Raw genomic sequence first — 26,288 nt, forward strand, 5'->3', positions numbered from 1 at the left:
TTGCGGGGATCGTCTTCGGGGATGCCGGCCTCGACCTTGCCGACCAGGTCGGCGCCGACGTCGGCGGCCTTGGTGAAGATGCCGCCGCCGAGGCGCGCGAAGATCGAGATCAGCGAGGCGCCGAAGGCTAGCGCGGTGAGCGCGTGGATGATCTCCTCGCCATTGGGCTCGGCTCGCGCGGGGCCGACGAGATACCAGAAAAGCGCCGAGATCGAGAGCAGGCCGAGGCCCGCGACGAGCATCCCGGTGATCGCGCCCGAGCGAAAGGCGAGCGTGAGGCCGCCCTGCAGCGAGCTGCGCGCAGCTTCGGCGGTACGGACGTTGGCGCGCACCGAGATGTGCATGCCGACATAGCCCGCGACCCCCGAGAGCACCGCCCCGAGCAGGAAGGCGGCGGTCGAGAGCCCGCCGAGGGTGAAGAACAGCACGACGGCGACGATCACGCCGACGATCGCGATGGTGGTGTATTGACGGCCGAGATAGGCCTTGGCGCCTTCCTGGATGGCGGCGGCGATGTCCTGCATTTTCTGGTCGCCCGCGGGCGCGCGCAGCACTTGCTGCGATGTCACCAAACCATAGAGCACGGCGAGTACGCCGCACGCGATGGCGATATAGACAATCGTCATCTGGTATCCTTCCCCTAGAACTCCGCCCGCCGCCCGGTTCTTCGTCCGGTGCGGCCGGTGGTCGGGGCGGAGCCTAGAGCGGGGTTGGGGGCTGTCAAGCAGCCCGGGGCCAGTTGTCGAAGCTGACGCAAATGAAGGGGTGTGGGGCGAGACAGTCAATCAATCCCCCCTGGCGAGGGAGGATTGGCTCAGCCGCCGTGGCGATAGCCGAGCCGTTCGGGTAGCGGGACAGGGTCGCCACCCGCGGTCAAGGTCAGGCCCGTGCCCACACCGGCAACGCCGATGCGCGTCGCCGCCACCGGCGGTTCGATGCCGGCGGGCAAGGTGAAGAGCAGCTCGTAATCGTCGCCGGCGGTGGCGGCCGCGAGCGGATCGAGGCCGGGCAGGGCGAGCGGGACGGCGTCGAGGTCGATCGTGATCGCGACGCGGCTGGCCTCGGCCAGGCGGCGGGCATCGATGAGCAGGCCATCGGAGACGTCCATCATCGCGGTGGCGACGGGCGCGAGCGCCTGGCCCGCCGCGAGGCGCGGCTGGGGGCGGAGGTAGCGGGCGAGATCGCGCGGCTCGCCGTCGGGACCGAAGCCCGCACTGCCGATCTGGCCGGTGACCCATAAAGCGTCGCCGGGCCGAGCGCCGGTACGGAGCGGAGTGTTCGGTTGCGCGGTGCCGATCGCGGTGAGGGTGAGGCTGCGTGGTGCGCCTTGGGGCACCGCCACCGTGTCGCCGCCGAGCAGCGGCATGGCGAAGCGGGTGAGGGCTTCGTCGAGGCCGGCGAGAAAGGCGCGGTCCCAATCGGCGTCACCCGACAGGGCATAGTTGAGCAGGCAGCCGGTCGGCGTCGCGCCCTTGGCGGCGAGGTCGGAGAGGTTGACCGCGGCGAGCTTCCACCCGATCGAGTCCGCCGGGTCGTGCGGGCGGTAGTGGACGCTCTCGACCATGGTATCGCTGGTCAGGATCAGGCGGCCGGCGACGACGTCGAGCACGGCGGTGTCGTCGGCGAGTCCTGCGGCGGCAGGATGCGTCGCGATCGCGCGCAAGGCGGTGAGGAAGGCGAACTCGTCGGGCACTGCGTGGGTGATAGGCGAGCGCGGTCGCGGGGGCCAGCCGCAACGCGACCCGTTCTCAAGAGGCGGAACTGTTACCCGGTTCGACATGGCCTGACCCGTTTTCACCGGTTGCCCGCGGCTTCGTGGGGGTTGCAACATCGGATCCAAGCAACGGGGGCGACGATGCACCGAAGGCTTTCGATCCTGATCGCAATCACCATCGCGGCGATGCTGGCGCCGGCACGCGCGACACCGCCTGCCGAGCTGACGCAACCGGTGTTCGAGATGTTCAGGCTGGCGCCCGGCAAGACCGAGGCGTTCATCCGCAGCATGGCCGAATGGGACAAGGTCAATGTCGCGGGCGGCCAGCCGCCGACGCAGCTGTTCCTGCACGCCGGCGGTGAGGGCTGGGATGTTCTGCTCTACAAGCCTGCCCGCCCGAAGCCGACACCGGCCCAGGAAGCGGCGATGGCCGCGAAGATCGCCGAGCTGAAACTGCCGACGGGAGCGCTCTACTTCGTATCGGTGCGCGAAGAGATGGCCGACCATGTGCATTTCGAGGCGAGCGGACCGACCACGGCGGCGCAATGGGTCGCGGAGCTGGAGGGCCAGCGCGCGCGGCGTGACGCGAAACCATAACGAGAAGCTGAGGGGAGAGAGCGATGCAGGCCGAGGGAGGCGCGAAGCCGGTCGGGATTCGCATATTGAACGCGCTTGGCGTCGGGGCAGCGTTGATCTGGCTGCTGACCGCCGTCACCGGGATCATGCTGGCCTATCATTTCGAGCTCAACGACCGGATCGTCTCCCCCATCGCACCGTCCAAGGACTTTCCCGGGATCGAACGGCGGATCGCGGCGATCGAGGCGGCGGGCGGCAAGGCGAAGGCCAACTGGATCTGGACCACCGCAGGGATGAAGGACCGCTTCTTCCTCAACTACACTGCCACCGACGGGACCCTGCGCAATGCGCGCATCGCGGGCGACGGCACGGTGCTGCTCGACATGCCCGATGGCGAGCGGACCGCGCTCGAATGGGTTCGCGAAGTCCATCTGTCGCTGGCAGCAGGGAAGACGGGAGAATGGATCCTGGCGATCAGCGGCATCCTCCTGCTGGCCAGCCTGTCGATCGGGGCCATCGGGTCATTGCGGCGTTCGGGTCGATGGCAAGCGCTGCTGGAGCCGGATCGCAGCGGGCGTACAGGGGCATGGTTCCGCCGGATCGGCCTGGCCGGCGTCATACCCGCCTTCGTCGTCGTGGCGGCCGCGGTGGTCATCCATTTCGAGCATAGTATCGAAGGGCCGATCGGCGCCCCGCCGATCACCACGCCGGCGATTCCGCCCGCAGGCGACGGCGCCGGATTCGCGGCAGCCGCGCGGGCGGCGGAGGCGGCGGTGCCGGGCAGCCGTTTCGTCGGTGGGACGATGCCGACCGCCACCGACGCCTCCTTCCGCCTGTGGGTCAACCAGCCAGGCGAGTATTTCCGGGCGGACGGCTATGGCGGCAGCCTGGTCGTGGTGAACGGCAACGACGCCAGCGTGCGTGGCGCATGGCCGCTGCAGAAGGCGAGCGCCGCCTACAAGTTCATGGCGCTGCCCTATCCGGTGCACACCGGCGAGATCGCGGGACCGCTGGGGCGGGTGCTGGTGATGCTGGTCGGGCTGTGGCTCGCGACGATGGTCGTCCTGGGCCTGATACTGCGGCGGCGCGCGGCACGAGGCGCGGCGGGTTCATAGCTCGCCCGCGCCGCGCGTCACACCGCCTTCAGCGCCTCCTCGAAGTCGGCGATGAGGTCGTCCGCGTCCTCGACGCCGATCGAGATGCGGACGAGGTTGTCGGTGATGCCGAGCGCCTTCTTGCGCGCGTCGGGGACCGAGAGGTGGGTCATCGCCGCGGGGGCGGAGGCGAGGGTCTCGGTGCCGCCGAGCGAGACTGCCAGCTTGGCGATCCTGAGGCTGTCGAGGAAGACGAACGCCTCCTTCTCGCCGCCCTTCAAATAGAGCGAGAAGGTCGAGCCGGCGCCGGTGCAGTGGCGCTGGTAGATGTCGGCCTGGCGGCTGCCCTCTTCGAGGAAACCGAGATAGCCGACCTTCTCGACCTTGGGGTGGGTGCGGAGGAATTCGCAGACCTTGACCGCGTTCTCGCCCGCGCGGGACATGCGGAGTTCGAGCGTCTCGAGCGAACGGAGCAGCATCCAGGCGGTGTTGGGATCGCAGATCGTGCCGATCGTGTTGCGCATCAGGCGGATGGTGTTGATCAGTTCCTTCGACCCGAGCACGCCGCCCGCGACGAGGTCCGAGTGGCCGCCGGCATATTTGGTGAGCGAATAGACGACGAGGTCGGCGCCCTGCTGGAGCGGCTTGGCCCAGAGCGGGCCGAGGAAGGTGTTGTCGATCGCGATCGGCGGCTTGTTGGCGCCCGTGAAGATCGCGTCGCGGCTGGCGGCGACCGCCTCGACATCGACCAGCGCGTTGGTCGGGTTGGCGGGGCTTTCGAGATAGATCAGCGCGACATTGCCCGAGGCGGCCTTGGCCAGGACCGCGTCGATCTCCTCGCGCGTGGCGCCGGCGGGGAAGTCGAGCCAATGGACGCCGAACTTGCCGAGGATGCGCGCGATCAGCGTCTCGGTCGCGGCATAGAGCGGACCGCTATGGACGATCGTGTCGCCGGGCTTGACCATGGCGAGGAACAGCGTGGCGATGGCGGACATGCCCGACGAGAAGGCGAGCGCGTCCTCCGCCTCCTCCCAGATGCCGAGGCGATCCTCGAGAATCTCCTGGTTGGGGCCGTTGAAGCGCGAATAGACCAGGCCCTCGGCGCCGCCGGGGCGCTTGCCGGTGACGCCCTCGAAATGGCGCTTGCCCGCGGCGGCGTTGGGGAAGACGAAGGTCGAGGTGGCGAAGATCGGGGGCTTGAGCGATCCCTCCGACAGCATCGGGTCGTAGCCATGGCCCATCATCAGCGTCGCGGGGCTGAGCTGGCGATCGCCGACCTTGTCGACCGAAGGCTTGGGACGGCGGCGCGGGGTGGTGCCGGTGAGGGCGGCTTCGTCGGGCTTGACGGGCTTGTCGGTCATTGCTGGATGCCTCTCACGGGATCGTATCAGTTGAAACGTCTTTCAAGCTGCACTCGCACCAACGCTTCAACTGGTCAATGCGATCAAGTCAGGGCGATCAGCGAAATCTGACGGCCGTAATCGGGTTCGCCGCGATGCGTGGCGCGGCGGAAGCTGTAGAAGCGCTCGGGCTGGGAATAGGTGTCCTCGCCGAGCGCCTCGACGCTGCGCAGGCCGGCGGCGGCGAGGCGGTGGACGACATAGGCTTCGAGGTCGAACTGGTGGCGGCCGTCGCGGCCGGGGATGAAGAAGCGGGCGTTGACGGGATCGAGCTCGGCGAAGCGGATGCGGAAGCCCTCGTCGACCTCGTAGCTCGCGCGGGCGATGCAGGGGCCGACCGCGGCGGTGATGTGCTCGCGGCGCGCGCCGAGCGCTTCCATCGCGGCGATGGTCGAGTCGGTGACGCCGCCGATCGCGCCCTTCCACCCGGCATGCGCGGCACCGATGACACCCGCCTCGCGATCGGCGAGGAGGACCGGCGCGCAGTCGGCGGTGAGGATGCCCAGCGTGAGGCCGGGACGGTTGGTGACCAGCGCGTCGGCATGCGGGCGGAGCTCGTCGCTCCACGGCTCGAGCACGGTAACGGCGTCGGCGCTATGGACCTGGTAGAGGCCGACCAGCTGCGTGCCCGGCGCGACAGCGGCGAGGGCGCGGCGCTGGTTCTCGATCAACTCGGGCGTGGGCGGGCGGCCGCGGCGGCCCATGTCGAGGCTGGCGGTGGGACCGGTCGAAACGCCGCCGGTGCGGCCGAGGAAGCCGTGGGCGACGCCTTCGAGGGCGCGCGCGCGGACGACCTCGACCCGCTCGCTCACAGGTCGAGCTTCATGATCAGGTCGCGGTCGATCTTCTTGCCGACCGGGAAGGCATAGTCGCCGATATGGACGAAGCCGTACTTGGCGTAGAAGCGAATCGCGCGCGCATTCTCCTCGAACACCGTGAGCAGCAGCGCAGGCGCGTTGCGGGCGCGGGCGGTGGCGATGCTCCAGTCCATCAAGGCCTTGGCGATGCCGCGGCCGTGCCAGCCATGCGCGACGTAGATCTGCGCGAGCTGGAGATCGCCGGGGCCGGCTTGGTCGAGCCAGGGCGGCACCAGCTTGGCATAGCCGATGATCTCGTCGCCATCGCGTGCGACCTGCCAGGAGGTGGCCGGATCGGTGAGATGCGCGCGGAGCTGGCCGGTCGGGCCGTAGGCATAGCCGACATAAGCGTCGCGATCGGCGTCGCTATAGCCATGACCGAAAGTGCGGACCCAGGCGTCGCGCGCCATCGTGTCGAGCGCGTCGGCATCGTGCGCAGCGGGCGTGTCGTAAGTGATCATGCGAAGCCTGCGGGGGTTGGCCAATCGGGCGCGGTGAGGGCGATGACCTTGAACAGCTCGCCCATCGCCTCGTCGCCGGTCAGGCGGTCGCGGGCGACGGCGATCTCGTCGGCGCGGTCGGGCGACGCCTTGGCGAGCGCGGCGGCGCGAGGCGCGATGCCGAGCGCGTCGAGGAAGGCGCCCTGGGTGACCGGACCGTGCGCGACGAGGCCCTCGACGCGCGCCGCCTCGACCAGGGTGCCGAAATCGACATGCGCGGTGAGGTCGGCCTCGCCCGGATCCTCGAACGGGTTGGCATAGGCGTGGCCGCGCACCGCCTGGAGCGTGTCGCCGATCGCCGGGCCGGCATAGCCATAGTCGATGATCAGCGCCGCGCCGCCCTGGGCGAGCAGGCGCGCGGCGAGCGCGCGCAGCACGGCGACGCTGGGCGGCGAGGTCTCGAGGATCGAGCCCGCGGGCGCGTCGCGGAACTCGGGCGGGATGATCGGGTCGAACACGGTATTGCCGACCACCGGCAGGAACAGCGTGTCCTGGCAGGCGACGAGCCGCTCGCGCCACCCTTCGGCGGTCTTGACCAGCTGCCGGATCGGGAGCGCGTCGAAGAATTCGTTGGCGACGACGAGCAGCGGCGCATCGTCGGGCAGACCGACCAGGTCGATCGCCCACTCGGCATGGGGCACCGCCCTGGCCTGCTCGGCGCGGAGCACCGGGCTGTTCTCGACGAAATGGACCGGCGGCGTCAGGCCCGCGCTGGCCATTGCGCGCAGCGCATCGGCGGCGAGCGTGCCGCGGCCGGGGCCGAACTCGACATAATGCGACCGCGGGCGTCCCGCGCGATCCCACAGGTCCGCCAGCGCGAGGCCGATCAGCTCGCCGAACATCTGGCTGATCTCAGGGGCGGTGGTGAAGTCGCCGCGCGTGCCCAGCGGATCGCGCGTGGCGTAATAATGCGTGTTCGCCGCGCCCATGAATTGCGACAGCGGGATCGGCCCCGCGAGCGTGATGGCGCGGGCGATCCGTTCGGGGAGCGGACCTTCCTCCGACATGTCTCAGGCGACGCTGGGGCCGCCGGCGATCGGCTCGACCCGCTCGCGGCGCTTCTTGGCGGTCGCGATCAGGTAGAGGCCGCCGACGATCATCGGCACGGTGAGCAGCTGGCCCATGTGCAGGCCCGGGGTCGCGAAGATCGTGCCGTCGAACTGCGAGTCATGCTCGCGGAAGAATTCGACGAACCAGCGCGACAGGCCGTAGCCGAGCAGGAAGGTGCCGACGAGCTTGCCCGGCTGGTAGCGTGCCTCGGTCTTCCAGAACAGGAACCACAGCACGGCGAAGAGCAGCAGTCCCTCGAGTCCCGCTTCGTAGAGCTGGCTCGGATGGCGCGGCACATTGCCGCCGGTACGCTCGAACACGATCGCCCAGGCGACATTGGTCTGATGGCCCCACAGCTCGCCGTTCACGAAATTGGCGAGGCGGCCGAAGAACAGGCCGAAGGGGACGCAGCAGGCGACGTAATCGTGGACGCGCAGCCAGCTGAGCTTTTCCTTGCGACACAGCCACAGGATGGCGAGCGTGACGCCGATCACGCCGCCATGGAAGGACATGCCGCCTTCCCACAACTGCAGCAGCTTCAACGGCTCGACGAACAGCTGCGGCTGATAGAAGATCGCATAACCGAGGCGGCCGCCGACGATGATGCCGATCGTCGCATAGAACACCATGTCGTCGGCATGGCGGCGGGCCATCGGCGCGCCAGGCTGGGCGAGCAGCTTGAGCAGGTACCACCAGCCGATCAGGATGCCCGCGATATAGGCGAGCGAATACCATTTGAGCTGGAAGAAGCCGAGGTCGAGCGCGACCGGATCGAGGCCGAGCTGGCTGAACTGGATATGGTTCGCAGCGGCGGCAGCGGCGGTGGACAGGATCAAGTGGATGCCTCCCGGGGGTTCGGCGCTGTCCTATCCGCATATCACGGCAAACCCAAGACTTGGATGCGGCGGCTCGATTCCATCCTCCCCGCCAGGGGGAGGTGGCGCGCGTAGCGCGACGGAGGGAGGATTCCAGAACATAGCGGCGTGCTTCCGCCCCCTCCGTAAGGCGGCGCCTGCCAGCTCCCCCTGGCGGGGGAGGATTATTGTCGCTTGCCACGGCTGGCGTGCCGATTGAACCGCGGGTAGAGCGTGGGCGATGGAGCGAAGGAAGGGCATCGATCGGCGCACGCTGCTGATCGGCGGCGGCGCGGGGATCGGGCTGGTCGTCGCCTGGGCCGTATGGCCGCGCGCCTATCTTCCCAATTTGAGCGCACGCGACAACGAGACCGCGTTCGGCGCATGGCTCAAGATCGCCACCAACGGCCAGGTCACCGTCGCGATCCCGCAATGCGAATATGGCCAGGGCGTGTTCACGACCTTGCCGCAAATGCTTGCCGACGAGCTTGGCGCCGACTGGCGCATGGTCGGGGTCGAGCAGGCGCCCTTGAATCCGCTCTATGCCAATGCGCTGGCGCTGGGCGAGCTGTTCCCCGGCGTGCTGCCCGAGCGGCTCGAGCGGAGCTGGGCGGTGCGCAACGCGGTGATGCTGACCGGCGGATCGACCTCGCTGCGCAGCTTCGAGGCGCCGCTGCGCGCGGCAGGCGCGGCGGCGCGGGCGATGCTGTGCAAGGCGGCGGCGCGGCGCTGGGGCGTCGACTGGCAGGATTGCGATACCACCGGCGGCCATGTCGTGCACGGCCAGCAGCGGCTGCGCTTCGGCGAGCTCGCGGCCGCGGCCGCCAGTGAGAAGGTGCCCGACGATCTGCCGTTGCGCGACGGCGAGACCGGGCGGCTGAGCGGCGAACCGCTGCCGCGGCTCGACGCGCCGGGCAAGGTCGACGGCAGCGCGAATTTCGCGGGCGACATCCGCTTGCCCGGGATGGTATTCGCGGCGCTGCGCCAGGGACCGGTCGGAACCGTGAAGCTTGCTGCGATCGACGAGGCGGCGGCGCGCGACGTGCCGGGGACGCTGCAGATCGTGAAGAACGAGATGTGGGTCGCGGCGGTCGCCAACAATTGGTGGGCGGCGAGCCAGGCGCTGGAGGCGCTCAACCCGCGCTTCGAGGTGGCGGGCCGGGTGGAGAGCGAGACGATCCAGGCCGCGCTCGATGCCGCGCTCGACGGCGAAGGCGAGCGGATGGCGTCGGCGGGGGATCTCGCCGCGGCGTTCGCGGGCGCGCGGGTGGTGACGGCCGAGTATCGCGCCGGGCTGGCGCTGCATGCCGCGATCGAGCCGATGAGCGCGACCGCGGTGTGGGAGGATGGCCGGGCGCGCCTGTGGCTCCCGACTCAGGCGCCGGGGCTGGCGCGCGCCGCGGTGGCGCGGGTGCTGGGGATCGGCACCGGCGAGGTGGTGGTGCACCCGGTGCTGGCGGGCGGATCGTTTGGCCAGAATCTGGAGCATCAGGTCGCCGAGCAGGCGGCGCTGATCGCGCGCGCGGTGAAGAAGCCGGTGCAACTAACCTGGTCGCGCGGTGAGACCAGCGCGCATGACCGCTTCCGCGCGCCGGCGGCGGCGCGGATGACGGCGAAACTGGGGTCGAACGGCAGCATCGCGGGCTGGCTCGCCAAGATCGCGGCGCCGTCGACCGGACACGAGCTGGCGAAGCGGCTCACCGGTGGCGGCGGGACGGTCGGGGCGAGCCTCGCCATGAGCGGGATCGGCGACGCGTCGGCGGTGGCAGGGGCGCGGCCGCCCTATCGCATCCCGGCGCTCGCGATCGACCACCATCCCGCGGAGATCGGCGTGCCCACCGGCTATTGGCGCTCGGGCGCACACAGCTACACCGCCTTCTTCACCGAGAGCTTCATCGACGAGCTGGCGCATGTCGCCGAGGTCGAGGCCTTCTCGTTCCGCATCGCGATGCTGGCGGCCGAGCCGCGGCTGGCGCGCTGCCTGTCGACGGTGACCTCGCTCGGCGGGTGGCAGGGTGGATTGCCGGGGAGCGGACAGGGGCTGGCCTGCCACGCCTTTCGCGGGAGCTATATCGCGGTGATGGCCGAGGCCTCGGTCGGCGGCGACCAGCGCGTCAAGGTCGACCGGCTGGTCGCCGCAGTCGATTGCGGGCGCGTGGTCAACCCGAGCGTGGTCGAGCAGCAGATCGAAGGCGGGTTGATCTTCGGCATGGCCGCGGCGCTGGGCGCGACGACCGGCTTCACCGGCAACCGGCCCGATGCGCGCAGCTTGCGCGATCTCGAGCTGCCGCGGCTGGCGGACTCGCCGCAGATCATGGTCGAGCTGATCGCGAGCGACGCCGATCCCGGGGGGGTGAGCGAGCTCGCGGTGCCGCCCGTCGCGCCGGCGATCGCCAATGCGCTGCACGCCGCGACCGGCGTGCGGCTGCGCCAGCTTCCACTGATCCCGGGCGGCGAATGACCCCGGCCGGACACCCCATGATCCCCGAGCGCAAGGTCGGGGTGCTGCTGGTCAATCTTGGCACGCCCGACGCGCCCGATGCGCCGGCGGTGCGGCGCTACCTCGCCGAGTTCCTGTCGGACCGGCGCGTGGTCGAGATCCCACAGATCGTGTGGCAGCCGATCCTGCGCGGCGTGATCCTGCGCACGCGGCCGAGGAAGTCGGCGCACGCCTATGGGCTGGTGTGGACCGATGAGGGGTCGCCGCTGGCGGCGATCACCGCGCGGCAGGCGAAGGCGCTGCAGGACGCGTGGCCGAAGGTGCGCGTCGACTGGGCGATGCGCTACGGCAATCCGGCGATCGGCGATCGGCTCGCGGCGATGAAGGAAGCGGGGTGCGAGCGCATCCTGATCGCACAGCTCTATCCGCAATATTGCGCGGCGACGACCGCGACCGCCAACGACGCGGCATTCGCGGCGCTGGCGGGGATGCGTTGGCAGCCGGCGGTGCGGACGCTGCCGCCCTATCATGACGACCCGGCCTATATCGCTGCGCTCAAGGACTCGGTCGAGGCGCAGCTCGCCGCGCTCGATTTCGAGCCGCAGGCGCTCGTCGCGAGCTTCCATGGGATGCCGCAGCGGACGCTGGAGCTGGGCGATCCCTATCATTGCCATTGCGTGAAGACGGCGCGGCTGCTGAGCGAGGCGCTGGGGCGCGAGCTGATCGTCGCGTTCCAGTCGCGCTTCGGGCGGGCGAAATGGCTGGAGCCAGCGACCGATGCGACGCTCGCGGCGTTGCCGGGCAAGGGCGTCAAGCGGGTCGCGGTGGTCGCGCCGGGCTTTGCCGCGGACTGCCTCGAGACGCTGGAGGAGCTGGCGATCCGCGGGCGGGCGAGCTTCGAGGCGGCGGGGGGCGAGCGCTTCGCCTATCTCGAGTGCCTCAACGATAGCGCGCCGGGGCTGTTCATGTTGCGCAACATTCTCGCAAGGGAGCTTGCGGGCTGGACGGAGCTTGCCTAGCCTTTCCTTCAACCATTTCGGGAGAGGTTCATGGCACGGGTAGCGATCGTAACCGGCGGCACGCGCGGGATCGGCGAGGCGATCAGCGTCGCGCTCAAGGACATGGGGATGGAGGTCGCCGCCAACTATGCCGGAAACGACCAGCGCGCCGCCGAATTCACCGAGCGCACCGGGATCAAGGCGTTCAAATGGGACGTCGCCGACTATGACGCGTGCCAGGCCGGGATCGCGCAGGTCGAGAGCGCGCTGGGGCCGGTCGACGTGCTGGTCAACAATGCCGGCATCACGCGCGACGGCACGATCCTCAAGATGACCTACCAGATGTGGAAGGAGGTCATGGATACCAATCTCGGCGGTTGCTTCAACATGGCCAAGGGCACCTTCCCCGGCATGCGCGAGCGCAAATGGGGGCGGATCGTCAACATCGGCTCGATCAACGGCCAGGCCGGGCAGTACGGCCAGGTCAACTATGCTGCGGCGAAGAGCGGCATCCACGGCTTCACCAAGGCGCTGGCGCAGGAAGGCGCGCGCGCCGGGGTGACGGTGAATGCGATCGCGCCGGGCTATATCGACACCGACATGGTGGCGGCGGTGCCGGCCGAGGTGCTCGAGAAGATCGTGGCCAAGATCCCGGTCGGCCGCCTGGGCCAAGCCAACGAGATCGCGCGCGGCGTGGCGTTCCTCTGCTCGGAGGAGGGCGGGTTCGTCACCGGATCGACGCTGAGCATCAACGGCGGGCAGCATATGTACTGACCCGGCTTTCGCCGGGGCGGGCTGGGCGCGGGGGGGCGTCGCCTTGGCGGAACCCGTCCGACGCCAGCGCGGGCTTTGCCCGTGCTGCGGGGTGCAGTGAAGAAGCCGGGTCCCGGCTCAAGGCCGGGTGACGACAAGTGGAGCATATGCTCCCGTCACAGAAAAGGCCGGCTTCCTCACGGAAACCGGCCTCCTTCATCTCACGCCGCGGCGCTGTCCAAACCGCGGCATCAGCGCATCAGAAGCGCACGCCGACGCCGGCGACGACCTGGTGACGCTCAACGTCCGCTTCGTAGTTGGTGTAGCGGTACTCGCCCTTCACGAAGAGCTTGTCGGTGAACTTGTGCTCGACGCCGCCGCCGAAGCGGATGCCGTCGCCATTCTCGTCGCCCGCGATCGTCTCGACGCGCGCATTGGCATAGCCGACCTTGCCGTAGACCGCGGTGCGGCCGAAGACGTAGCCGATGCGGCCGCCCGCATAGAGATCGCGGCCCGCGCGCGCGACGGTGGTGTTGCCGGCCTCGATCTTGGCGGTCGAACCGATCACTTCGCCCTCGACGCCGAACAGCACGTTGCCGCTCTGATAGTCATAGCCCAGGGCAGCGCCATAGGTCAGGCCGTTGGGGTTATCGAGGCCCGAGGTATTGAGGTCGAGCATGTCGTAGCCGACGATCGCGGTGATGTGGCCGCCGGTGAAGGGAGCAGCTTCGTCCTGGGCGAAAGCCGGGGTCGCGGCGGCAGTCAGAGCGACGAGCGCCAGAGCAATCTTCTTCATGTTGTTCTATATTCCTTTTTACAGCCCTGGGCGCGTGTTCTCCGTGCCTCGGGGAGGGCGCATCTGGGTGGCGAATGTGGCAGAAACAAGCGCCAAGACGTTCGAATCGCGCGATTGGCCGCAGAGTGTTGCTCAACTGATACACTTGGTATCCGATGCAAGTAAGGCCGGCCCCCTCGCGGGAGCCGGCCTCCTTGTTCAAGCCGCTAACGGCTTAGCGGCGGCAATAGCCCGGGCGGTCCGAGCGGTCGATCTCGCGGCCGGCGATAGCACCCACCGCACCGCCGAGGATCGTGCCGAGCGTGCGATCGCCGCGGCCGGCGATGGCGTTGCCGGCAAGGCCGCCGGCGATCGCGCCGACGATCGTGCCGCCGTCACCGTCGCGGCACTTCTCGCGCGCCCGATAGCGGTTGTAGCGGTTGTTGTAGCGGCGGTCATAGCCGCGATAGCTGCGGTAGCCGCGATCACCATAGCCGCGGTCGTCGCGATACTCGTAGCGCTGCGCCGCGGCGGGCGTGGCGGGGATCAGCGCGGTACCGGTCATCGCCAGCGCGGCGCCGATCAGGGAAAGCTTCTTGAACATCGGTTTTCTCCTTGTTCTGCCGTTTCGTGCGATGCGGCCCCTTGCCGCGATCGTTGAACAAGGATTCGCACATCGGCATTGAGCCCCGCCTGAATGCGGCGGTTATCTTCCGTTCAGCGAACGAGCCGAGGGCGGGAACGGGAATTGGCCGGTGCGGCAAGGAGGGCCCGAGGGGGAAAGCGCCCATTCCCCGATACGCAACGCGGGGAAACACGGGCGGGGCGTCTCTCAAGACGCGCACCGGCTGTTCGGCGGGATGCGCAATACGCGCGCACGACCCGTTGCGCTTGCTCCTAGATGAACAGGGTTGAGCGCTGGCTGAACATCTGCGTTATCCAAGGTTCAGCTTTGCGGCAGGAATCGGGCCGCTATGAGGAGCGCGATGCGCATCCTGCTTTCCGTCCTCCTGCTGCTGCTGTTCGTGCCGAGCTGGTCGGGGGACGAGCGGTTGCCGCTGCTGCCCGATAGGGTCGAGATGGCAGCGCATCGGGTGGCGCTCGACTGGCGCGATCCGGCGCGGGTGAAGCTCGGCGGGCTGACCTTCATGGGCGGCGTGTATCTGACGGGTCCGCGCCCGGCGTTCGGCGGATTCTCGGCGATGACCGTCGACGGCGATCGCTTCACGCTGCTGAGCGACGGGGGGAACATCGTCAGCTTCCGCATGGGGCGCGACTGGCAGGTGCGCGAGCCGCGCTTCGCCGAGCTGCCCGCCGGACCCGGACGCGGCTGGCACAAGTCCGAGCGCGACAGCGAATCGCTGACTCGCGATCCCGCGACCGGGCAGCTGTGGGTCGGGTTCGAGCGGGCGAACCAGATCTGGCGCTTCGCCCCGGGCTTTGTACGGGCGGAGGCACATTCCGCGCCGCCGGCGATGAGGAAATGGCCCGAAAATGGCGGTGCCGAAGCAATGGTGCGGCTGCGCGACGGCAGCTTCATCGTGCTCGCGGAGAGCGAGGACGGCGGCGCCAGGGGCACGCGGCGCGGTCTCTGGTTCGCGGGCGATCCGGCGCGCGCCGGGCAGCGCGGCTTCGCGTTCAGCTACCGTCCGCCCAGGGGGTTCAAGCCGACCGACATCGCCGAGCTGCCCGACGGGCGGCTGGTGGTGCTCAACCGCAAGGCGTCGCTACGCGAGATGTTCACCGCGGTGGTGACGATCATCGAGCGGGGCAGCCTGGGTGCGGGTCGAATCGCCACCGGTCGGGAGATCGCGCGCTTCGCCGCGCCGGTGGTGCACGATAACTTCGAGGCGGTGGCGGTGACTCGCGAGGGACGCGACACGATCCTGTGGATCGCGTCGGACGACAATCAGTGGTGGCTCCAGCGCTCGCTGCTGCTCAAGTTCCGGCTGGATGTGTAGCGGGGCCAGAACGCCGAACGGCCCGCGTCCCTTGCGGGAGCGGGCGGGTCGATACCGCGAAACCCTTGCGGGTTCAGGCCGCGGCGGCAGTCGCCTTCTTGGCGATCTCGCGCTTCAGACGGCGTGCCTTGAGCGAGAGCTTCTCGTCGCTGGTCTTGAGCAGCCAGTTGTCGAGGCCGCCATTATGCTCGACCGAACGCAGGCCGTGAGTCGAGACGCGCAGGCGCACCGAGCGCTCCAGCGACTCCGACATCAGCGTCACATTCTGCAGGTTGGGCAGAAAGGTGCGCTTGGTCTTGTTGTTGGCGTGGGAAACATTGTGTCCCACCTGCCGGCCCTTGCCGGTCAGCTCGCAAATGCGCGACATCGCTTGATTCCTAGGTTTATGCCTGTTCCGGTTGTCCCGGAAAGTGCGGCCCGATACCGGGGCGGGGGCTTTTCGTCAACCTCGTTCGACCGGTCGCGTGCAACTTCGATCTGCCATGCGGCGTTATTACGCAAACGATTCAATTGGAGAGACTGAAACGATGCGTGCAATCCTGGCCATATTGGGTCTCGCCGCCGTTGTGATCGTGGTGATGATCTCGCTCGGCATGCTGAGCGTGAACATGCAGTCCGGCTCGCTGCCCGAGGTCAAGCTGGAAGGCGGCAAGGCGCCCGAGGTGAAGGCCGATGTCGGCAAGGTCGGCATGGGCTACACCAATGAGACGATTCAGGTGCCGACGGTGGTGATGGAGAACAAGACCATCCAGGTGCCGAGGGTCGAGGTCGAGAAGGCGCAGCCCGCTCAGCCGGCGGCGAAGGCGCAGTAGCGGACGCTGATTCGCGACGGTGGCCAAGGACGGCGCACGCGGGCATAGCGGGGCGATGTTCCCCTTGCCCGACCCGATGCGCGCCGCCCTGGATGCCGCCCGCGACGCTGCGGCCGCGGGGGAGGTGCCGGTGGGCGCGGTGGTGATGCGGGGCGTCACCATCGTAGCGGTGGCGGCCAACGCGCCGCGCCGGCTGAGCGATCCGACCGCGCATGCCGAGATGCTGGCGATTCGGGCCGCGGCGGCGAAGCTCGGCCGCGAGCGGCTCGAGGATTGCGACCTCTGGGTGACGCTCGAGCCCTGCGCGATGTGCGCCGGGGCGATCGCGCACGCCCGCATTGCGCGCGTCTATTACGGTGCACCCGATCCCAAGGGCGGCGCGGTCGAGCACGGCCCGCGCTTCTTCGCGCAACCCACCTGCCACCACCGGCCGGAGGTCTATTCCGGGATCGGCGAGAGCGAGGCGCGGGCGCTGCTCAGAGACTTCTTCGCGGCGCGGCGTTAGTTTGCGGCCTTGACGACTAGCGCATGTCGCTGTCGCGGACCGGGACGATCTTGATCTCGACGCGGCGGTTCTGGGCGCGGCCTTCAAGCGTGGCGTTGTCGGCGACGGGCTGGGTCTCGCCATAGCCGACCGCTTCGAGCCGTGCCGATTCGACGCCGCGCATCGAGAGGTAGCTGGCGACCGCGTCCGCGCGGCGCTCCGACAGCGACTGGTTGTAGGCGTCGGACCCGGTCGAATCGGTGTGGCCGTAGACGTCGACATAGGTCTGGTTGTAGCGGTCGAGGACGTCGGCGACCTTGTCGAGCGTGGGACGGAACTGCGGCTCGATCGTCGAGCTGTCGGTGGCGAAGGTGATGCCCGACGGCATCGACAGGATGAGGTCGTCGCCCCGGCGGATCACCTCGACATCGGTGCCCGCGGTGCGCTCGCGGATCTCGCGCTCCTGCCGGTCCATGTAGCTGCCGATCGCGGCGCCGCCGATCGCGCCGATGCCGGCGCCGATGATCTTTTCAGACCGGTCGCGCCGGCCGCCGACGATGTCGCCCAGGATATAGCCGCCGAGCGCGCCGCCGATCGCGCCGATCCCGGCCTTGGACATGCGCTGCTCGCCGGTCACCGGATCGGTGACGCAGGCGCCGGTGAGCGCGAGCGCCGCGATGGCGGGGACGAGCGGCCAATTGCCGAGGTTACGCATGAACTTCCTCCTCTTGAATTCGTGACCCAGAATCGCGCGAGCGATGGTGTTGTTCCGTCCTCGCATCGACCCGCGATGTAGACGGGCGTTGTGAAACTCAGCTGAATGCGACTATGGGATTGCAGGCCAATGGACCCGCTCCCCCCATTTCCCTGGATCGACGTCGCGATCATCCTGGCGCTGGTTGCGCTCAACGGCGTGTTCGCGATGTCCGAGCTCGCGATCGTCTCGGCGCGCAAGGCGCGGCTGGAGGCGATGGTGCGCACCGGACGGCGTGGCGCGCAGACCGCGATCGACCTCGCCGCCGATCCCGGCAAGTTCCTGTCGACCGTGCAGATCGGCATCACGCTGATCGGCATCGTCGCCGGCGCCTATTCGGGGGCGAGCCTCGGCATGCCGGTGGGTGCGCGCATCGCCGCGCTGGGGGTCGAGCCGCAGACGGCGCAGACAGTCGGTTTCGCGATCGTCATCGCGCTGACCACCTATGCCTCGCTGATCATCGGCGAGCTGGTGCCCAAGCAGTTCGCGCTGCGCTCGCCCGAGCCGATCGCGATGGTGATGGCGACGCCGATGAAGTGGCTCGCGCGGGTGACCGCGCCGGTGGTGTGGGTGCTCGATCAGAGCAGCGCCTTGGTGTTCCGCCTGCTCGGCATGAACCGCGAATCGGAGAACCGCGTCACCGCCGAGGAGCTGCACATGCTCGTCGCCGAGGCGACGCATTCGGGAGTGATCGAGGAGCATGAGCGCTCGATCATCTCGGGCGTGGTGCGGCTCGCCGACCGGCCGGTGCGCGAGGTGATGACGCCGCGCACCGACGTCGAGTGGCTCGACGTCAATCTCGACGAAGCCGGCATCCGCGCCACGCTCGCCGAGAATCCGCACACGCGCATGCCGGTCGCCGAGGGATCGGTCGACGCGGTGATCGGCGTGGTGCAGGCGCGGGACGTGGTCGCGGCATTGATCCGCGGCGATGCACTCGACTTGCGCGCGCTGATGCACACCGCGCCGGTGCTGCCCGATCAGGTCGACGCGATGGACGCGCTCGGCGCGCTGCGCCGCGCGGCGGTGCCGATGGGCTTCGTTCATGACGAATACGGGCATTTCGAGGGGATCGTGACCCCCGCCGACCTGCTCGCCGCGATCGCCGGCGAGTTCGCTTCGGACGCGGATTCCGGCGACCATCCGGCGATCACGGTGCGCGACGACGGCTCGCTGCTCGTCTCCGGACAGCTCGGGGCTGATGCGCTGGCCGAGCGGATCAAGATCGAGCTGCCCGAGGACCGCGACTATGCGACCGTGGCGGGTCTCGCGCTCGCGGTGCTGAAGCGGCTGCCGCAGGAGGGCGAGAGCTTCACCGAGCAGGGCTGGCGCTTCGAGATCGTCGACATGGACGGGCACAAGATCGACAAATTGCTGGTGAGCGAGCTGGACTGAGGCGGCTCAGCCGCGCGGCTCGTCGTCCGCCGGATTGCGCTCCTCCAACTCGCGCTGCGACTCGATCCGGCGTCGGAGCAGGCGCCGGCCGACCACGATGATCGCGATCGCGCCGACCGCGCACAGCGCGACGATGACGAGGTGAGTCACCGTCACCCATTCGAACATCGCCGCGGTGCCGGCGGCGGATTCGGCTTGCTGGGGTTCGTCCATGTATCTCACTCACCTGACCAACCCTGAATGCTCAGGCGCGGGAAAAGGTTCGTGGGAATAGTGGCCTAGCCGTTTTCGCGCGCGACCTCGCGCCAGCCGATGTCGCGGCGGGCGAAGCCGGTGGGGAAGTCGATCGCATCGACCGCACGATAGGCGGCGGCCTGCGCCTCGGTCACGCTCGCGCCGGTGGCGGTGACGGTGAGCACGCGGCCGCCCGCGGCAACCAGGCTGTCGCCATCCAGGCGCGTGCCGGCCTGGAAGACCTGCGCGCCGGTCTCCTCGGCGGCGTCGAGGCCGCGGATCGCGCCGCCGGTCTCGGGCGTGCCGGGATAGCCCTTCGCCGCCATCACCACGGTGAGCGCGGTCTCGGCGCCGAAGCGCGGGGCGGGACGGCTGCCGAGCTCGCCGGTCTCGGTCGCGAGCATGAGGTCGAGCAGGTCGTCTTCGAGCCGGAGCATCAGCACCTGGCATTCGGGATCGCCGAAGCGGGCGTTATACTCGATCAGCTTGGGGCCGGCGCGCGTGAGCATGAGCCCGGCATAGAGCACGCCCGAATAGGGGATGCCGTCCTTGGCCATCGCCGCGACCGTGGGGCGGATGATCGTGTCGATCGCCGCGGCCTCGAGCGCGGGGGTGAGGACGGGGGCGGGGCTGTAGGCGCCCATGCCACCGGTATTGGGGCCGGTGTCGCCGTCGCCGACGCGCTTATGGTCCTGCGCCGAGCCCATCGGCACGATGTTCACACCGTCGGTGAGGATGAACAGGCTGGCTTCCTCGCCCTCCAGGAATTCCTCGATCACCGCCTCGCCGCCGGGTTTCTCGAAGATCGCGGCGACCGCCGCCTCGGCCTCTTCGTCGGTGAAGGCGATCGTCACGCCCTTGCCCGCGGCCAGGCCGTCGGCCTTTATCACCACCGGGCGTGGAAAGTCGCGGGCGAGCGCGGCGCGGGCGGTGGCGAGATCGGTGACGCGGACATAGCCCGCGGTCGGGATGCGCTCGCGCGCGCAGAGGTCCTTGGTGAAGCCCTTGGACCCCTCGAGCTGAGCGGCGGCACGGCTCGGGCCGAATACGGGCAGGCCGGCGGCGCGCAGGCTGTCGCTGAGACCGTCGACCAGCGGGGCCTCCGGTCCGACGACGACGAAGCCGATCGACTGCCGGGTGCAGAAGTCGATCACCGCGGCGTGATCGGTGAGCGTCACGTCGTGGCAGGTGGCATACTGGGCGATTCCGGGGTTGCCGGGGATGGCGTGGAGGCTATCGAGCCGGGGCGATTGCGCGAGCTTCCAGGCGAGCGCATGTTCGCGGCCACCCGAACCCAACAGCAGGACGTTCATGTCAGACCCCTTCGACGATTTCTCTTCGCCGCGGCTCGTAGCCGAGGGGCGGGAGGGGGACAACGCTGCTCCGCTGTCGGTCGGCGAATTGTCGATGAAGCTCAAGCGCATGGTCGAGGGCGAGTTCGGCCATGTACGGCTGCGCGGCGAGATCTCGGGCTATAAGCGCGCGGCGTCGGGGCACGCCTATCTCTGCCTCAAGGATGCCGATGCGGTGATCGACGCGGTGATGTGGCGCGGCCCGGCGGCGCTGGTGCCGTTCAGCCCGCAGGACGGGATCGAGGTGGTCGCGACCGGCAAGCTCACCACCTATCCGGGCCGGTCCAAATACCAGATCGTGATCGAGCGGATGGAGCTCGCCGGCGAGGGCGCGCTGATGGCGCTGTTCGAGAAATTGAAGGCGCAGCTGGCGGGCGAAGGGCTGTTCGATCCCGCGCGCAAGAAGCCGCTGCCGTTCGCGCCGCAGACGATCGGCGTGGTGACGTCGCCCACCGGGGCGGTGATCCGCGATATCCTCCACCGGCTCGAAGACCGGTTCCCGACGCATGTATTGGTGTGGCCCGTCAAGGTGCAGGGCCAGGGCGCGGCGGAAGAAGTGGCGGCGGCGGTGCGCGGCTTCGACGCGATGCCCGCGGATGGGCCGGTGCGGCGGCCCGACCTGGTGATCGTCGCGCGTGGCGGCGGCTCGATCGAGGATCTGTGGGCATTCAACGAAGAGGTCGTGGTGCGTGCGGTGGCGGCGTGCTCGATCCCGGTGATCTCGGCGGTGGGGCACGAGACCGACACCAGCCTGTGCGATTATGCCGCCGACATGCGTGCGCCGACCCCGACCGCGGCGGCGGAGATGGCGGTGCCGGTGCGCGCCGAGCTCGCCAATGCGGTGGCCACGATGGGCCTGCGCGCCGAGCGCTGCGCACGACGCTACCACGAGCGCGGCGGCGAGCGCTTGCAGGCGTTGGTGCGCGTCCTACCGCGGCGCGACGCGCTGCTCGGCCCGCAGCGGCAGAAGGCGGACGATATGGGCGCCCGGCTCGATCGTGCGCTGGAGCGGCGGGTGACGGTGGCGCGTGGCGTGCTCGACCGCGCGGCGGGGGCGCTGCGGCCGGCGGTGCTCGAGCGCAAGCTCGACACATTGCGCCACCGGCTGGAGGGCGCGGGCAAGCTGCTCGATGCGGTCAATCCCGACAATCTGCTCCAGCGCGGCTATGTCCGCGTCGGCGCCAAGGCGAGCGGCAAGGTGATCGCGAGCGCCGCCGACGCACGCGCGGCGGGCGCGGTGACGCTGCATTTCCGTGACGGCACGGTCGATGCGCGGGTTGAGCGCGGGGGCGGCAAACCCTATGCTCCATCCAAGCCCGAACAGCCCGACCTGTTCTGATCGGTCCGTAGCGAAACGAGTACGCCAATGCTGATGTCGTCCAACACCGCCCGCCCGGCGCGGCTCCATTACATGGCGAACGGCTTTCGCGTGCTCGCGCCCGGCGACCATGTCGTGTGCGCGGTGAGCGGCGAGAAGATCCCGCTCGAGGCGCTGCGCTACTGGAGCGTCGCCAGGCAGGAGCCCTATGCCTCGGCCGAGATCGCGACCAAGGCGATGATGACGCCATGAAGGCGGCAGGGGGGCTTGTCGTCGCGAGCGCCGCCCTGGTTTCGATCGCTGCCGCGGTGGCTGCGCTGGTCCCGGCGGATGCTGCGCGCGGGCAGGCGCGGGCGGCGGCGTCGCGCAACGATTTCGCGTTCGACGGGCCGATGATCCAGGGCGGCACCGTGCTCGGCACCGCGCCGGCGCTGACCAGCCGGTTGACCTTCAACGGCCAGGACGTGCAGGTCGCGCCGGACGGCCGCTTCCTCATCGCCTTCGACCGCGACGCGGAGCCGTCGGCGACGATCATCGCGACGCGCGTCGACGGCAGCACGGTGCGGCGAGCGCTCGCCGTTCAGCCACGCGCGTGGCGGATCGAGCGGCTCAACACGCTGCCGCGCATTTCGCAGCCGAGCGCTGAGTTTCAGCGCCGCCGCCCGGGCGAGGTCGCGCAGATCAACGCCGCGCGCGCGATCCGCTCGGCCTCGCAGGGCTGGCGCCAGCGCTTCATGTGGCCGGTGACCGGGCGCATCTCGGGCCTGTTTGGATCGCAGCGCATCTACAAGGGCGAACCGGGCTCGTACCATTCGGGCGTCGACGTCGCCCGGCCCAGCGGCACGCCGGTGATCGCGCCGGCGGACGGGGTGGTGATCCTCGCCGCGCAGACGCCCTTCACGCTCGAGGGCAGGCTGCTGATGCTCGACCATGGCATGGGGCTCAACAGCGCGTTCCTGCACCTTTCGCGCATCGACGTGCAGGTCGGCGATGTGGTGCGGCGCGGCCAGACCGTCGGCGCGGTGGGCGCGACCGGGCGCGCCACCGGGCCGCATCTCCACTGGGGGATGAAGTGGAACGGGGCGCGGATCGACCCGCTGCTGATCGCCGGATCGATGCCGGTGACGGCCGACTGACTAGCCGACCCGTCTGACGCGGACCGAGCGGCCGCTGTTGAAGGTCGCCATGAAGCTGCCCATCGCGGCGCGCTTGATCCGCACGGTATTACCCGCTTTCGGCGAAGATCCTCCAAGGGGCTCGATAGTCTGCCAGCGCGAGCCGTCGTCAAGATTCAGCAGCCACCGGTCCCGCTCGAACGGCACGACGCTGGTCGTCTTGGCAGTAAGCTCCTTCAGCTCCTCGCCATCGTCGTCGTCGCCGCCGAACAGCTTGATCCTGGGCAAGGCAAAGCCGAATAGCGACCGACGAGTCTTCCGCACCTCGGCGCGGTCGAGGATGACCACGTCGTCCTTGGCGCGGATGCGCGCCAGCGCCTCCACCGTCCGGTCGAAGCAGGCGAGCCGGGCGGCGGCGTCCGGGGCGTCGCGGCACGCGGTGACCGCGTCGATGGCGCCGCCGGCCTGACTTTCCTGCGCGGCGGCGGGCGCGACCGAGGCGACCAGGATCGCAAGCAGCGGGACCGATGTTCTGGGCATTGTTTCCTCCCCCCGGGGAAAACAGGAGACCGAATAACCCTAACTTGTGCTCAAGCGGCTGCAAAGTCCCTGATAATTATAGGTATCTCATGAAGTTAGTTCCAAGTGTGACGATTTTATCACGTTGGGCGGCAAAGCGTTGGAGGGGCCTTTAACATCATTGTGAGCAAGCGCTCGGGCGAATTATGCATTCAAGATGGTGCGCAGGTCCCTCCGCGCGCCGTAACGAAGGCGGAAAAACCGCCGACACAAAAGGGGTGCTCATCAATGATCTCATTCACTCGAACGCGGCTGCTCACATCGACGCTGCTGCTGACCGGCGCTGTCTTCGTCGCGCCTGCGCAAGCGCAGGAAACGGCGGCCGCCGAACCCGCGGAAGAAACGGTCGTCGTGACCGGCACGCTCATCCAGCGTCCCGATCTTGAGATCTCCAGCCCGGTCACCGTCGTCGGCGCGGAGGAAATCGGCTTCAAGCAGCCGAATACCGCCGAAGATCTGCTGCGTGACCTGCCCGCGGTCCGCCCGGCGCTCGGTCCGTCGGTCAACAACGGCGGCGACGGCTCGTCGACCGTCGACCTGCGCGGTCTGAACCAGGCCGGCACCAACACCTCGCAGCGCACGCTGGTGCTGCTCGACGGCCGGCGCATCGTGCCGTTCGGCCTCGACGGCTTCACCGACCTCAACAACATTCCGATCGCGCTGGTCGAGCGCGTCGACGTGCTGACCGGCGGCGCCTCGACCGTCTATGGCGCCGACGCCGTCGCGGGTGCGGTCAACTTCGTCACCAAGCGCGACTTCGAGGGCTTCGACGCGTCGGCTTCATACCGCATCGCCGAGCGCGGCGACGGCGCGCAGTTCCGTGGCGACGTGGTGATGGGCGCGAGCTTCGACGACGATCGCGGCAACGTGGTGCTGGCGCTCGGCTATACCGACCGTCGCCCGGTCTTCTCGACCAACCGCGAAGTCGGCCGCTTCCCGCGCTCGATCGCCAACGGCAACTTCCAGGGCGCGACCGCCGCGGTGCCGACGATCCTGCAGGGCAACGACAACGCCGCGATGGGCCTGCCCGCCAGCACCTTCGGCGCGGTCTATGATCCCGCGCTCGGACGGTTCCGCTCCGCGCTGCAGTCCGACACTTACAACACCAACGAGTTCCAGTATATCCAGGCGCCGCTCGAGCGCTTCAACGCCTATGCCAAGGCGCGCTACGAGATCACCGATGGCGTCGAAGCCTATATGTCGGGCATGTTCACCCGGAACTCGGCGCGCATCCAGCTCGCCTCCACCGGCACGTTCAGCAACCCGTTCGCGATTCCGCTGAGCAACGCCTACCTGACCCCCGCGGCGCGCAACCAGCTCTGCATGCTTGACTGGAACGCCGCTGTCGCCGGCGTTCAGCCGCTCAGCGCGGCGGAGTGCGCCGCTGCGGCGACGGTGACGTCGCGCACCGATCCGAACTATCGCGAGAAGGTCCTGTCGCCCGGCCGGCGCATGACCGAGTTCGGCGCGCGCGGCAACCAGGTCGACACCAACCAGTTCCAGATCGATTTCGGCCTGCGCGGCGAGGCGCTGCCTGGCCTGAACTACAATGTGTTCGCGCAATATGGCGAGACCACGCAGAACCAGACGCGCGAGAACTGGGGTTCGAACACCCGTCTGCAGCAGGCGATCCGCTCGTATCGCGACGCTGCCGGCAACCCGGTCTGCTACGACACCAGCAACGGCTGCGTTCCGATCAACCTGTTCGGCCCCCAGGGCTCGATCACGCCGGAGATGCTGACCTTTATCGACCTCGACGCGCAGATCCGTCGCGTCGTGAAGCTGAGCGTCGTCGGCGCCAACCTCAGCGGGGACCTGTTCGGCCTCGCCAGCCCGTTCTCGGAGAGCAATATCGCGTTCTCGGCAGGCGTCGAGCGCCGCGTGCTTTCGGCGCAGAGCCTGCCCGACAACCCGTCGCAGATCCAGGGCGAGGTGCTGGGCACCGGCGCGCGTACCCCGCCCGACCGCGGCCGCATCGAGACCAGGGAAGTCTTTGGCGAGCTGATCGTGCCGCTGGTGACGGACAAGCCGTTCTTCCACAACCTGACGATCGAAGCTGGCATCCGTTACTCGGACTACAAGAACGAGGGCGGTACGCCGGTGGTCCGGACGCAATATGACGCGTTGACCTGGAAAGCCGGCGGCAGCTGGGAGCCGGTCGAGGGCGTCAAGCTGCGCGGCATGTATCAGGTCGCGGTGCGCTCGCCGAACATCCAGGAGCTGTTCCAGGCTCCGGTGGTGGCGCTCAACAACCTGAACCCCGATCCCTGCCAGGGCGCGCTCCCGGTCGGCAATGCCAACCTGACGGCGCTCTGCATCCTGACGGGCGCTCCGGCGGGCACGATCGGCAGCATTCCGACGCCGACGTCGGGCCAGATCAACGTCACCACTTCGGGCAACCCGAACCTCGACGTCGAACGGGCTCACACCTACACGCTGGGCGGCGTCTTCCAGCCGCGCTTCATCCCGGGGCTGGCGCTGACGGTCGATTACTTCAACATCGTTATCAAGGACGCGATCAGCAACGCGACCGTGCAGGACGTCCTGACCGGCTGCTACAGCTCGACCGCGGCCGCACCGAGCCCGTTGTGCAACCTGATCCGCCGCAGCCCGAACAACGGCTCGCTCAACGGCGCGGGCGAGACGCCGGGCGTGATCCTGGCGGGCTCGAACCTGGGCAAGATCGAGACGGCGGGTATCGACCTCGGCCTGACCTATCGCCTCGATCTGGACCGGCTCGGCCTGAACGAGGCCGGCTCGCTGCGCTTCTCGTTCAACGGCACTTGGCTCGATTACTATCACTTCCAGGCATCGACGCTCCCGCCGGTTTCGATCAACCGCGATTGCACGGGCTATTACAGCACGAGCTGCACCAACCCGCGTCCGGAATGGAAGTGGAACAGCCGCCTGACCTATTCGTCGGGGCCGTTCGACGTGTCGCTGAGCTGGACGCACCTCTCGGCGGTCAAGCTCGAGCCGTTCAATGCGACGCTGGTTCCGGGCGCGACCATGACCGGTGGTCCGAATCCCGCAGGGATCTTCGATGCGTATGAGCGGATCCCAGCCTATGATTATTTCGACCTGGCGATCGCGACGGAGGTCAACGAGCATTTCACCCTGAACTTCTCGGTCGACAACCTGTTCGACAAGGATCCGCCCGTCGTGGGCGCGACGATCGGTGGCACCGCGTTCAACAACGCGAACACCTTCCCGTCGCTCTACGACGCGGTCGGCCGGACCTTCACGATCAGCGGTCGCCTGAAGTTCTGAATC

General features: G+C 68.8%; 27 protein-coding genes. 13 read left to right on the forward strand and 14 right to left on the reverse strand.

The window, feature by feature from the left end; all coding sequences use genetic code 11:
• Together ABDV68_RS04755 and thiL are read right to left on the reverse strand one after the other, a co-directional pair.
• The coding region (locus tag ABDV68_RS04755; protein WP_343518510.1) for a sodium/proton-translocating pyrophosphatase at nt 1–626 on the reverse strand (626 nt) is incomplete at its 3' end.
• A gap of 188 nt (nt 627–814) precedes the next feature.
• Nucleotides 815–1,693 (reverse strand): thiamine-phosphate kinase, encoded by an 879-nt coding sequence (gene thiL, locus ABDV68_RS04760; RefSeq protein ID WP_343518511.1) that lies wholly within the window; start codon nt 1,691–1,693, stop codon nt 815–817.
• A gap of 162 nt (nt 1,694–1,855) precedes the next feature.
• On the opposite strand from thiL, the gene ABDV68_RS04765 reads away from it, so the two are divergent.
• On the forward strand, nt 1,856–2,311 hold the full coding sequence (locus ABDV68_RS04765; protein ID WP_343518512.1) for a hypothetical protein: 456 nt from the start codon (nt 1,856–1,858) through the stop codon (nt 2,309–2,311).
• A gap of 23 nt (nt 2,312–2,334) precedes the next feature.
• Nucleotides 2,335–3,405 carry a PepSY-associated TM helix domain-containing protein gene (locus tag ABDV68_RS04770; RefSeq protein WP_343518514.1) on the forward strand — a complete coding sequence of 357 codons (1,071 nt, stop codon included), beginning with the start codon at nt 2,335–2,337 and terminating at the stop codon, nt 3,403–3,405.
• A 17-nt stretch (nt 3,406–3,422) separates the two neighbouring features.
• On the opposite strand, the gene ABDV68_RS04775 is transcribed toward ABDV68_RS04770, so the two are convergent.
• From ABDV68_RS04775 to lgt, 5 genes are all read right to left on the reverse strand, one after another.
• Nucleotides 3,423–4,745, reverse strand: coding sequence for a cystathionine gamma-synthase family protein (locus ABDV68_RS04775; protein WP_343518515.1), 1,323 nt, complete (start codon nt 4,743–4,745; stop codon nt 3,423–3,425).
• 83 nt (nt 4,746–4,828) lie between these two features.
• Nucleotides 4,829–5,596, reverse strand: coding sequence for a peptidoglycan editing factor PgeF (gene pgeF / locus ABDV68_RS04780; RefSeq protein WP_343518516.1), 768 nt, complete (start codon nt 5,594–5,596; stop codon nt 4,829–4,831).
• A complete protein-coding gene (locus ABDV68_RS04785) occupies nt 5,593–6,102 on the reverse strand; it encodes a GNAT family N-acetyltransferase (RefSeq protein WP_343518517.1) in 510 nt (169 codons plus the stop codon). Before ABDV68_RS04785 ends, pgeF begins: the two co-directional genes overlap by 4 nt.
• Entirely contained in the window at nt 6,099–7,148 is a 1,050-nt protein-coding gene (locus tag ABDV68_RS04790; RefSeq protein ID WP_343518519.1) for an SAM-dependent methyltransferase, read from the reverse strand. The genes ABDV68_RS04785 and ABDV68_RS04790 overlap by 4 nt, the downstream gene beginning before the upstream one ends.
• 3 nt (nt 7,149–7,151) lie before the next feature.
• On the reverse strand, nt 7,152–8,027 hold the full coding sequence (gene lgt / locus ABDV68_RS04795) for a prolipoprotein diacylglyceryl transferase (RefSeq protein ID WP_343518521.1): 876 nt from the start codon (nt 8,025–8,027) through the stop codon (nt 7,152–7,154).
• 259 nt (nt 8,028–8,286) lie between these two features.
• On the opposite strand from lgt, the gene ABDV68_RS04800 reads away from it, so the two are divergent.
• From ABDV68_RS04800 to phbB, 3 genes are read left to right on the forward strand one after another with little or no spacing between them, the layout of a single operon-like run.
• Nucleotides 8,287–10,506: a molybdopterin cofactor-binding domain-containing protein gene (locus ABDV68_RS04800; protein WP_343518522.1), complete on the forward strand. Its 2,220-nt coding sequence runs from the start codon at nt 8,287–8,289 to the stop codon at nt 10,504–10,506.
• Nucleotides 10,503–11,504, forward strand: coding sequence for a ferrochelatase (hemH, locus tag ABDV68_RS04805; RefSeq protein ID WP_343518523.1), 1,002 nt, complete (start codon nt 10,503–10,505; stop codon nt 11,502–11,504). The genes ABDV68_RS04800 and hemH overlap by 4 nt, the downstream gene beginning before the upstream one ends.
• Before the next feature lie 30 nt (nt 11,505–11,534).
• On the forward strand, nt 11,535–12,257 hold the full coding sequence (phbB, locus tag ABDV68_RS04810; protein WP_343518524.1) for an acetoacetyl-CoA reductase: 723 nt from the start codon (nt 11,535–11,537) through the stop codon (nt 12,255–12,257).
• Between the two features lie 238 nt (nt 12,258–12,495).
• Here the strand turns inward: phbB and ABDV68_RS04815 are convergent, their stop codons facing one another.
• Together ABDV68_RS04815 and ABDV68_RS04820 are read right to left on the reverse strand one after the other, a co-directional pair.
• A complete protein-coding gene (locus ABDV68_RS04815) occupies nt 12,496–13,032 on the reverse strand; it encodes a porin family protein (RefSeq protein WP_343518525.1) in 537 nt (178 codons plus the stop codon).
• A 214-nt stretch (nt 13,033–13,246) separates the two neighbouring features.
• A complete protein-coding gene (locus tag ABDV68_RS04820) occupies nt 13,247–13,615 on the reverse strand; it encodes a glycine zipper 2TM domain-containing protein (protein ID WP_343518526.1) in 369 nt (122 codons plus the stop codon).
• Between the two features lie 382 nt (nt 13,616–13,997).
• On the opposite strand from ABDV68_RS04820, the gene ABDV68_RS04825 reads away from it, so the two are divergent.
• A complete protein-coding gene (locus ABDV68_RS04825) occupies nt 13,998–14,972 on the forward strand; it encodes an esterase-like activity of phytase family protein (RefSeq protein ID WP_343518527.1) in 975 nt (324 codons plus the stop codon).
• A gap of 73 nt (nt 14,973–15,045) precedes the next feature.
• Here ABDV68_RS04825 and rpmB read toward each other — a convergent pair whose 3' ends face one another.
• The gene (gene rpmB, locus ABDV68_RS04830) at nt 15,046–15,339 is read right to left on the reverse strand and encodes a 50S ribosomal protein L28 (RefSeq protein ID WP_343518528.1); all 294 of its coding nucleotides are present in this window, start codon (nt 15,337–15,339) and stop codon (nt 15,046–15,048) included.
• A 160-nt stretch (nt 15,340–15,499) separates the two neighbouring features.
• On the opposite strand from rpmB, the gene ABDV68_RS04835 reads away from it, so the two are divergent.
• Together ABDV68_RS04835 and ABDV68_RS04840 are read left to right on the forward strand one after the other, a co-directional pair.
• Nucleotides 15,500–15,784: a hypothetical protein gene (locus ABDV68_RS04835; protein ID WP_343518529.1), complete on the forward strand. Its 285-nt coding sequence runs from the start codon at nt 15,500–15,502 to the stop codon at nt 15,782–15,784.
• A gap of 76 nt (nt 15,785–15,860) precedes the next feature.
• Entirely contained in the window at nt 15,861–16,289 is a 429-nt protein-coding gene (locus tag ABDV68_RS04840; RefSeq protein WP_343518530.1) for a nucleoside deaminase, read from the forward strand.
• 16 nt (nt 16,290–16,305) lie between these two features.
• On the opposite strand, the gene ABDV68_RS04845 is transcribed toward ABDV68_RS04840, so the two are convergent.
• Nucleotides 16,306–16,983: an OmpA family protein gene (locus tag ABDV68_RS04845; protein WP_343518532.1), complete on the reverse strand. Its 678-nt coding sequence runs from the start codon at nt 16,981–16,983 to the stop codon at nt 16,306–16,308.
• Between the two features lie 129 nt (nt 16,984–17,112).
• On the opposite strand from ABDV68_RS04845, the gene ABDV68_RS04850 reads away from it, so the two are divergent.
• Nucleotides 17,113–18,417: a hemolysin family protein gene (locus ABDV68_RS04850; protein ID WP_343518534.1), complete on the forward strand. Its 1,305-nt coding sequence runs from the start codon at nt 17,113–17,115 to the stop codon at nt 18,415–18,417.
• A gap of 6 nt (nt 18,418–18,423) precedes the next feature.
• On the opposite strand, the gene ABDV68_RS04855 is transcribed toward ABDV68_RS04850, so the two are convergent.
• Nucleotides 18,424–18,630, reverse strand: coding sequence for a hypothetical protein (locus ABDV68_RS04855; RefSeq protein WP_343518536.1), 207 nt, complete (start codon nt 18,628–18,630; stop codon nt 18,424–18,426).
• A 65-nt stretch (nt 18,631–18,695) separates the two neighbouring features.
• Complete coding sequence (gene purD, locus ABDV68_RS04860; protein WP_343518537.1) at nt 18,696–19,964, reverse strand: phosphoribosylamine--glycine ligase; 1,269 nt, start codon at nt 19,962–19,964, stop codon at nt 18,696–18,698.
• Between purD and xseA the strand changes: the two genes are divergently transcribed.
• From xseA to ABDV68_RS04875, 3 genes are read left to right on the forward strand one after another with little or no spacing between them, the layout of a single operon-like run.
• Nucleotides 19,963–21,342 carry an exodeoxyribonuclease VII large subunit gene (gene xseA, locus ABDV68_RS04865; RefSeq protein ID WP_343518539.1) on the forward strand — a complete coding sequence of 460 codons (1,380 nt, stop codon included), beginning with the start codon at nt 19,963–19,965 and terminating at the stop codon, nt 21,340–21,342. The two genes, purD and xseA, sit on opposite strands and share 2 nt — an antisense overlap.
• Before the next feature lie 30 nt (nt 21,343–21,372).
• Nucleotides 21,373–21,573: a DUF2093 domain-containing protein gene (locus tag ABDV68_RS04870; protein ID WP_343518567.1), complete on the forward strand. Its 201-nt coding sequence runs from the start codon at nt 21,373–21,375 to the stop codon at nt 21,571–21,573.
• On the forward strand, nt 21,570–22,457 hold the full coding sequence (locus ABDV68_RS04875; protein WP_343518540.1) for a M23 family metallopeptidase: 888 nt from the start codon (nt 21,570–21,572) through the stop codon (nt 22,455–22,457). The genes ABDV68_RS04870 and ABDV68_RS04875 overlap by 4 nt, the downstream gene beginning before the upstream one ends.
• On the opposite strand, the gene ABDV68_RS04880 is transcribed toward ABDV68_RS04875, so the two are convergent.
• The gene (locus ABDV68_RS04880; protein ID WP_343518542.1) at nt 22,458–22,976 is read right to left on the reverse strand and encodes a hypothetical protein; all 519 of its coding nucleotides are present in this window, start codon (nt 22,974–22,976) and stop codon (nt 22,458–22,460) included. It abuts the gene before it with no gap.
• Between the two features lie 267 nt (nt 22,977–23,243).
• On the opposite strand from ABDV68_RS04880, the gene ABDV68_RS04885 reads away from it, so the two are divergent.
• A complete protein-coding gene (locus ABDV68_RS04885) occupies nt 23,244–26,285 on the forward strand; it encodes a TonB-dependent receptor (RefSeq protein ID WP_343518544.1) in 3,042 nt (1,013 codons plus the stop codon).
• Nucleotides 26,286–26,288: the final 3 nt, after the last annotated feature.

It is taken from the genome of Sphingomonas sp. (assembly GCF_039595165.1).
Taxonomy (GTDB): Bacteria; Pseudomonadota; Alphaproteobacteria; order Sphingomonadales; family Sphingomonadaceae; genus Sphingomonas.

Coding starts and splice junctions, on each gene's coding strand:
- ABDV68_RS04765 (WP_343518512.1), top strand. CDS start 1,856: ATGCACCGAAGGCTTTCGATCCTGATCGCAATCACCATCGCGGCGATG.
- ABDV68_RS04770 (WP_343518514.1), top strand. CDS start 2,335: ATGCAGGCCGAGGGAGGCGCGAAGCCGGTCGGGATTCGCATATTGAAC.
- ABDV68_RS04775 (WP_343518515.1), bottom strand. CDS start 4,745: ATGACCGACAAGCCCGTCAAGCCCGACGAAGCCGCCCTCACCGGCACC.
- ABDV68_RS04785 (WP_343518517.1), bottom strand. CDS start 6,102: ATGATCACTTACGACACGCCCGCTGCGCACGATGCCGACGCGCTCGAC.
- ABDV68_RS04790 (WP_343518519.1), bottom strand. CDS start 7,148: ATGTCGGAGGAAGGTCCGCTCCCCGAACGGATCGCCCGCGCCATCACG.
- ABDV68_RS04800 (WP_343518522.1), top strand. CDS start 8,287: ATGGAGCGAAGGAAGGGCATCGATCGGCGCACGCTGCTGATCGGCGGC.
- hemH (WP_343518523.1), top strand. CDS start 10,503: ATGACCCCGGCCGGACACCCCATGATCCCCGAGCGCAAGGTCGGGGTG.
- phbB (WP_343518524.1), top strand. CDS start 11,535: ATGGCACGGGTAGCGATCGTAACCGGCGGCACGCGCGGGATCGGCGAG.
- ABDV68_RS04815 (WP_343518525.1), bottom strand. CDS start 13,032: ATGAAGAAGATTGCTCTGGCGCTCGTCGCTCTGACTGCCGCCGCGACC.
- ABDV68_RS04820 (WP_343518526.1), bottom strand. CDS start 13,615: ATGTTCAAGAAGCTTTCCCTGATCGGCGCCGCGCTGGCGATGACCGGT.
- ABDV68_RS04825 (WP_343518527.1), top strand. CDS start 13,998: ATGCGCATCCTGCTTTCCGTCCTCCTGCTGCTGCTGTTCGTGCCGAGC.
- rpmB (WP_343518528.1), bottom strand. CDS start 15,339: ATGTCGCGCATTTGCGAGCTGACCGGCAAGGGCCGGCAGGTGGGACAC.
- ABDV68_RS04835 (WP_343518529.1), top strand. CDS start 15,500: ATGCGTGCAATCCTGGCCATATTGGGTCTCGCCGCCGTTGTGATCGTG.
- ABDV68_RS04840 (WP_343518530.1), top strand. CDS start 15,861: ATGCGCGCCGCCCTGGATGCCGCCCGCGACGCTGCGGCCGCGGGGGAG.
- ABDV68_RS04845 (WP_343518532.1), bottom strand. CDS start 16,983: ATGCGTAACCTCGGCAATTGGCCGCTCGTCCCCGCCATCGCGGCGCTC.
- ABDV68_RS04850 (WP_343518534.1), top strand. CDS start 17,113: ATGGACCCGCTCCCCCCATTTCCCTGGATCGACGTCGCGATCATCCTG.
- ABDV68_RS04855 (WP_343518536.1), bottom strand. CDS start 18,630: ATGGACGAACCCCAGCAAGCCGAATCCGCCGCCGGCACCGCGGCGATG.
- xseA (WP_343518539.1), top strand. CDS start 19,963: ATGTCAGACCCCTTCGACGATTTCTCTTCGCCGCGGCTCGTAGCCGAG.
- purD (WP_343518537.1), bottom strand. CDS start 19,964: ATGAACGTCCTGCTGTTGGGTTCGGGTGGCCGCGAACATGCGCTCGCC.
- ABDV68_RS04875 (WP_343518540.1), top strand. CDS start 21,570: ATGAAGGCGGCAGGGGGGCTTGTCGTCGCGAGCGCCGCCCTGGTTTCG.
- ABDV68_RS04880 (WP_343518542.1), bottom strand. CDS start 22,976: ATGCCCAGAACATCGGTCCCGCTGCTTGCGATCCTGGTCGCCTCGGTC.
- ABDV68_RS04885 (WP_343518544.1), top strand. CDS start 23,244: ATGATCTCATTCACTCGAACGCGGCTGCTCACATCGACGCTGCTGCTG.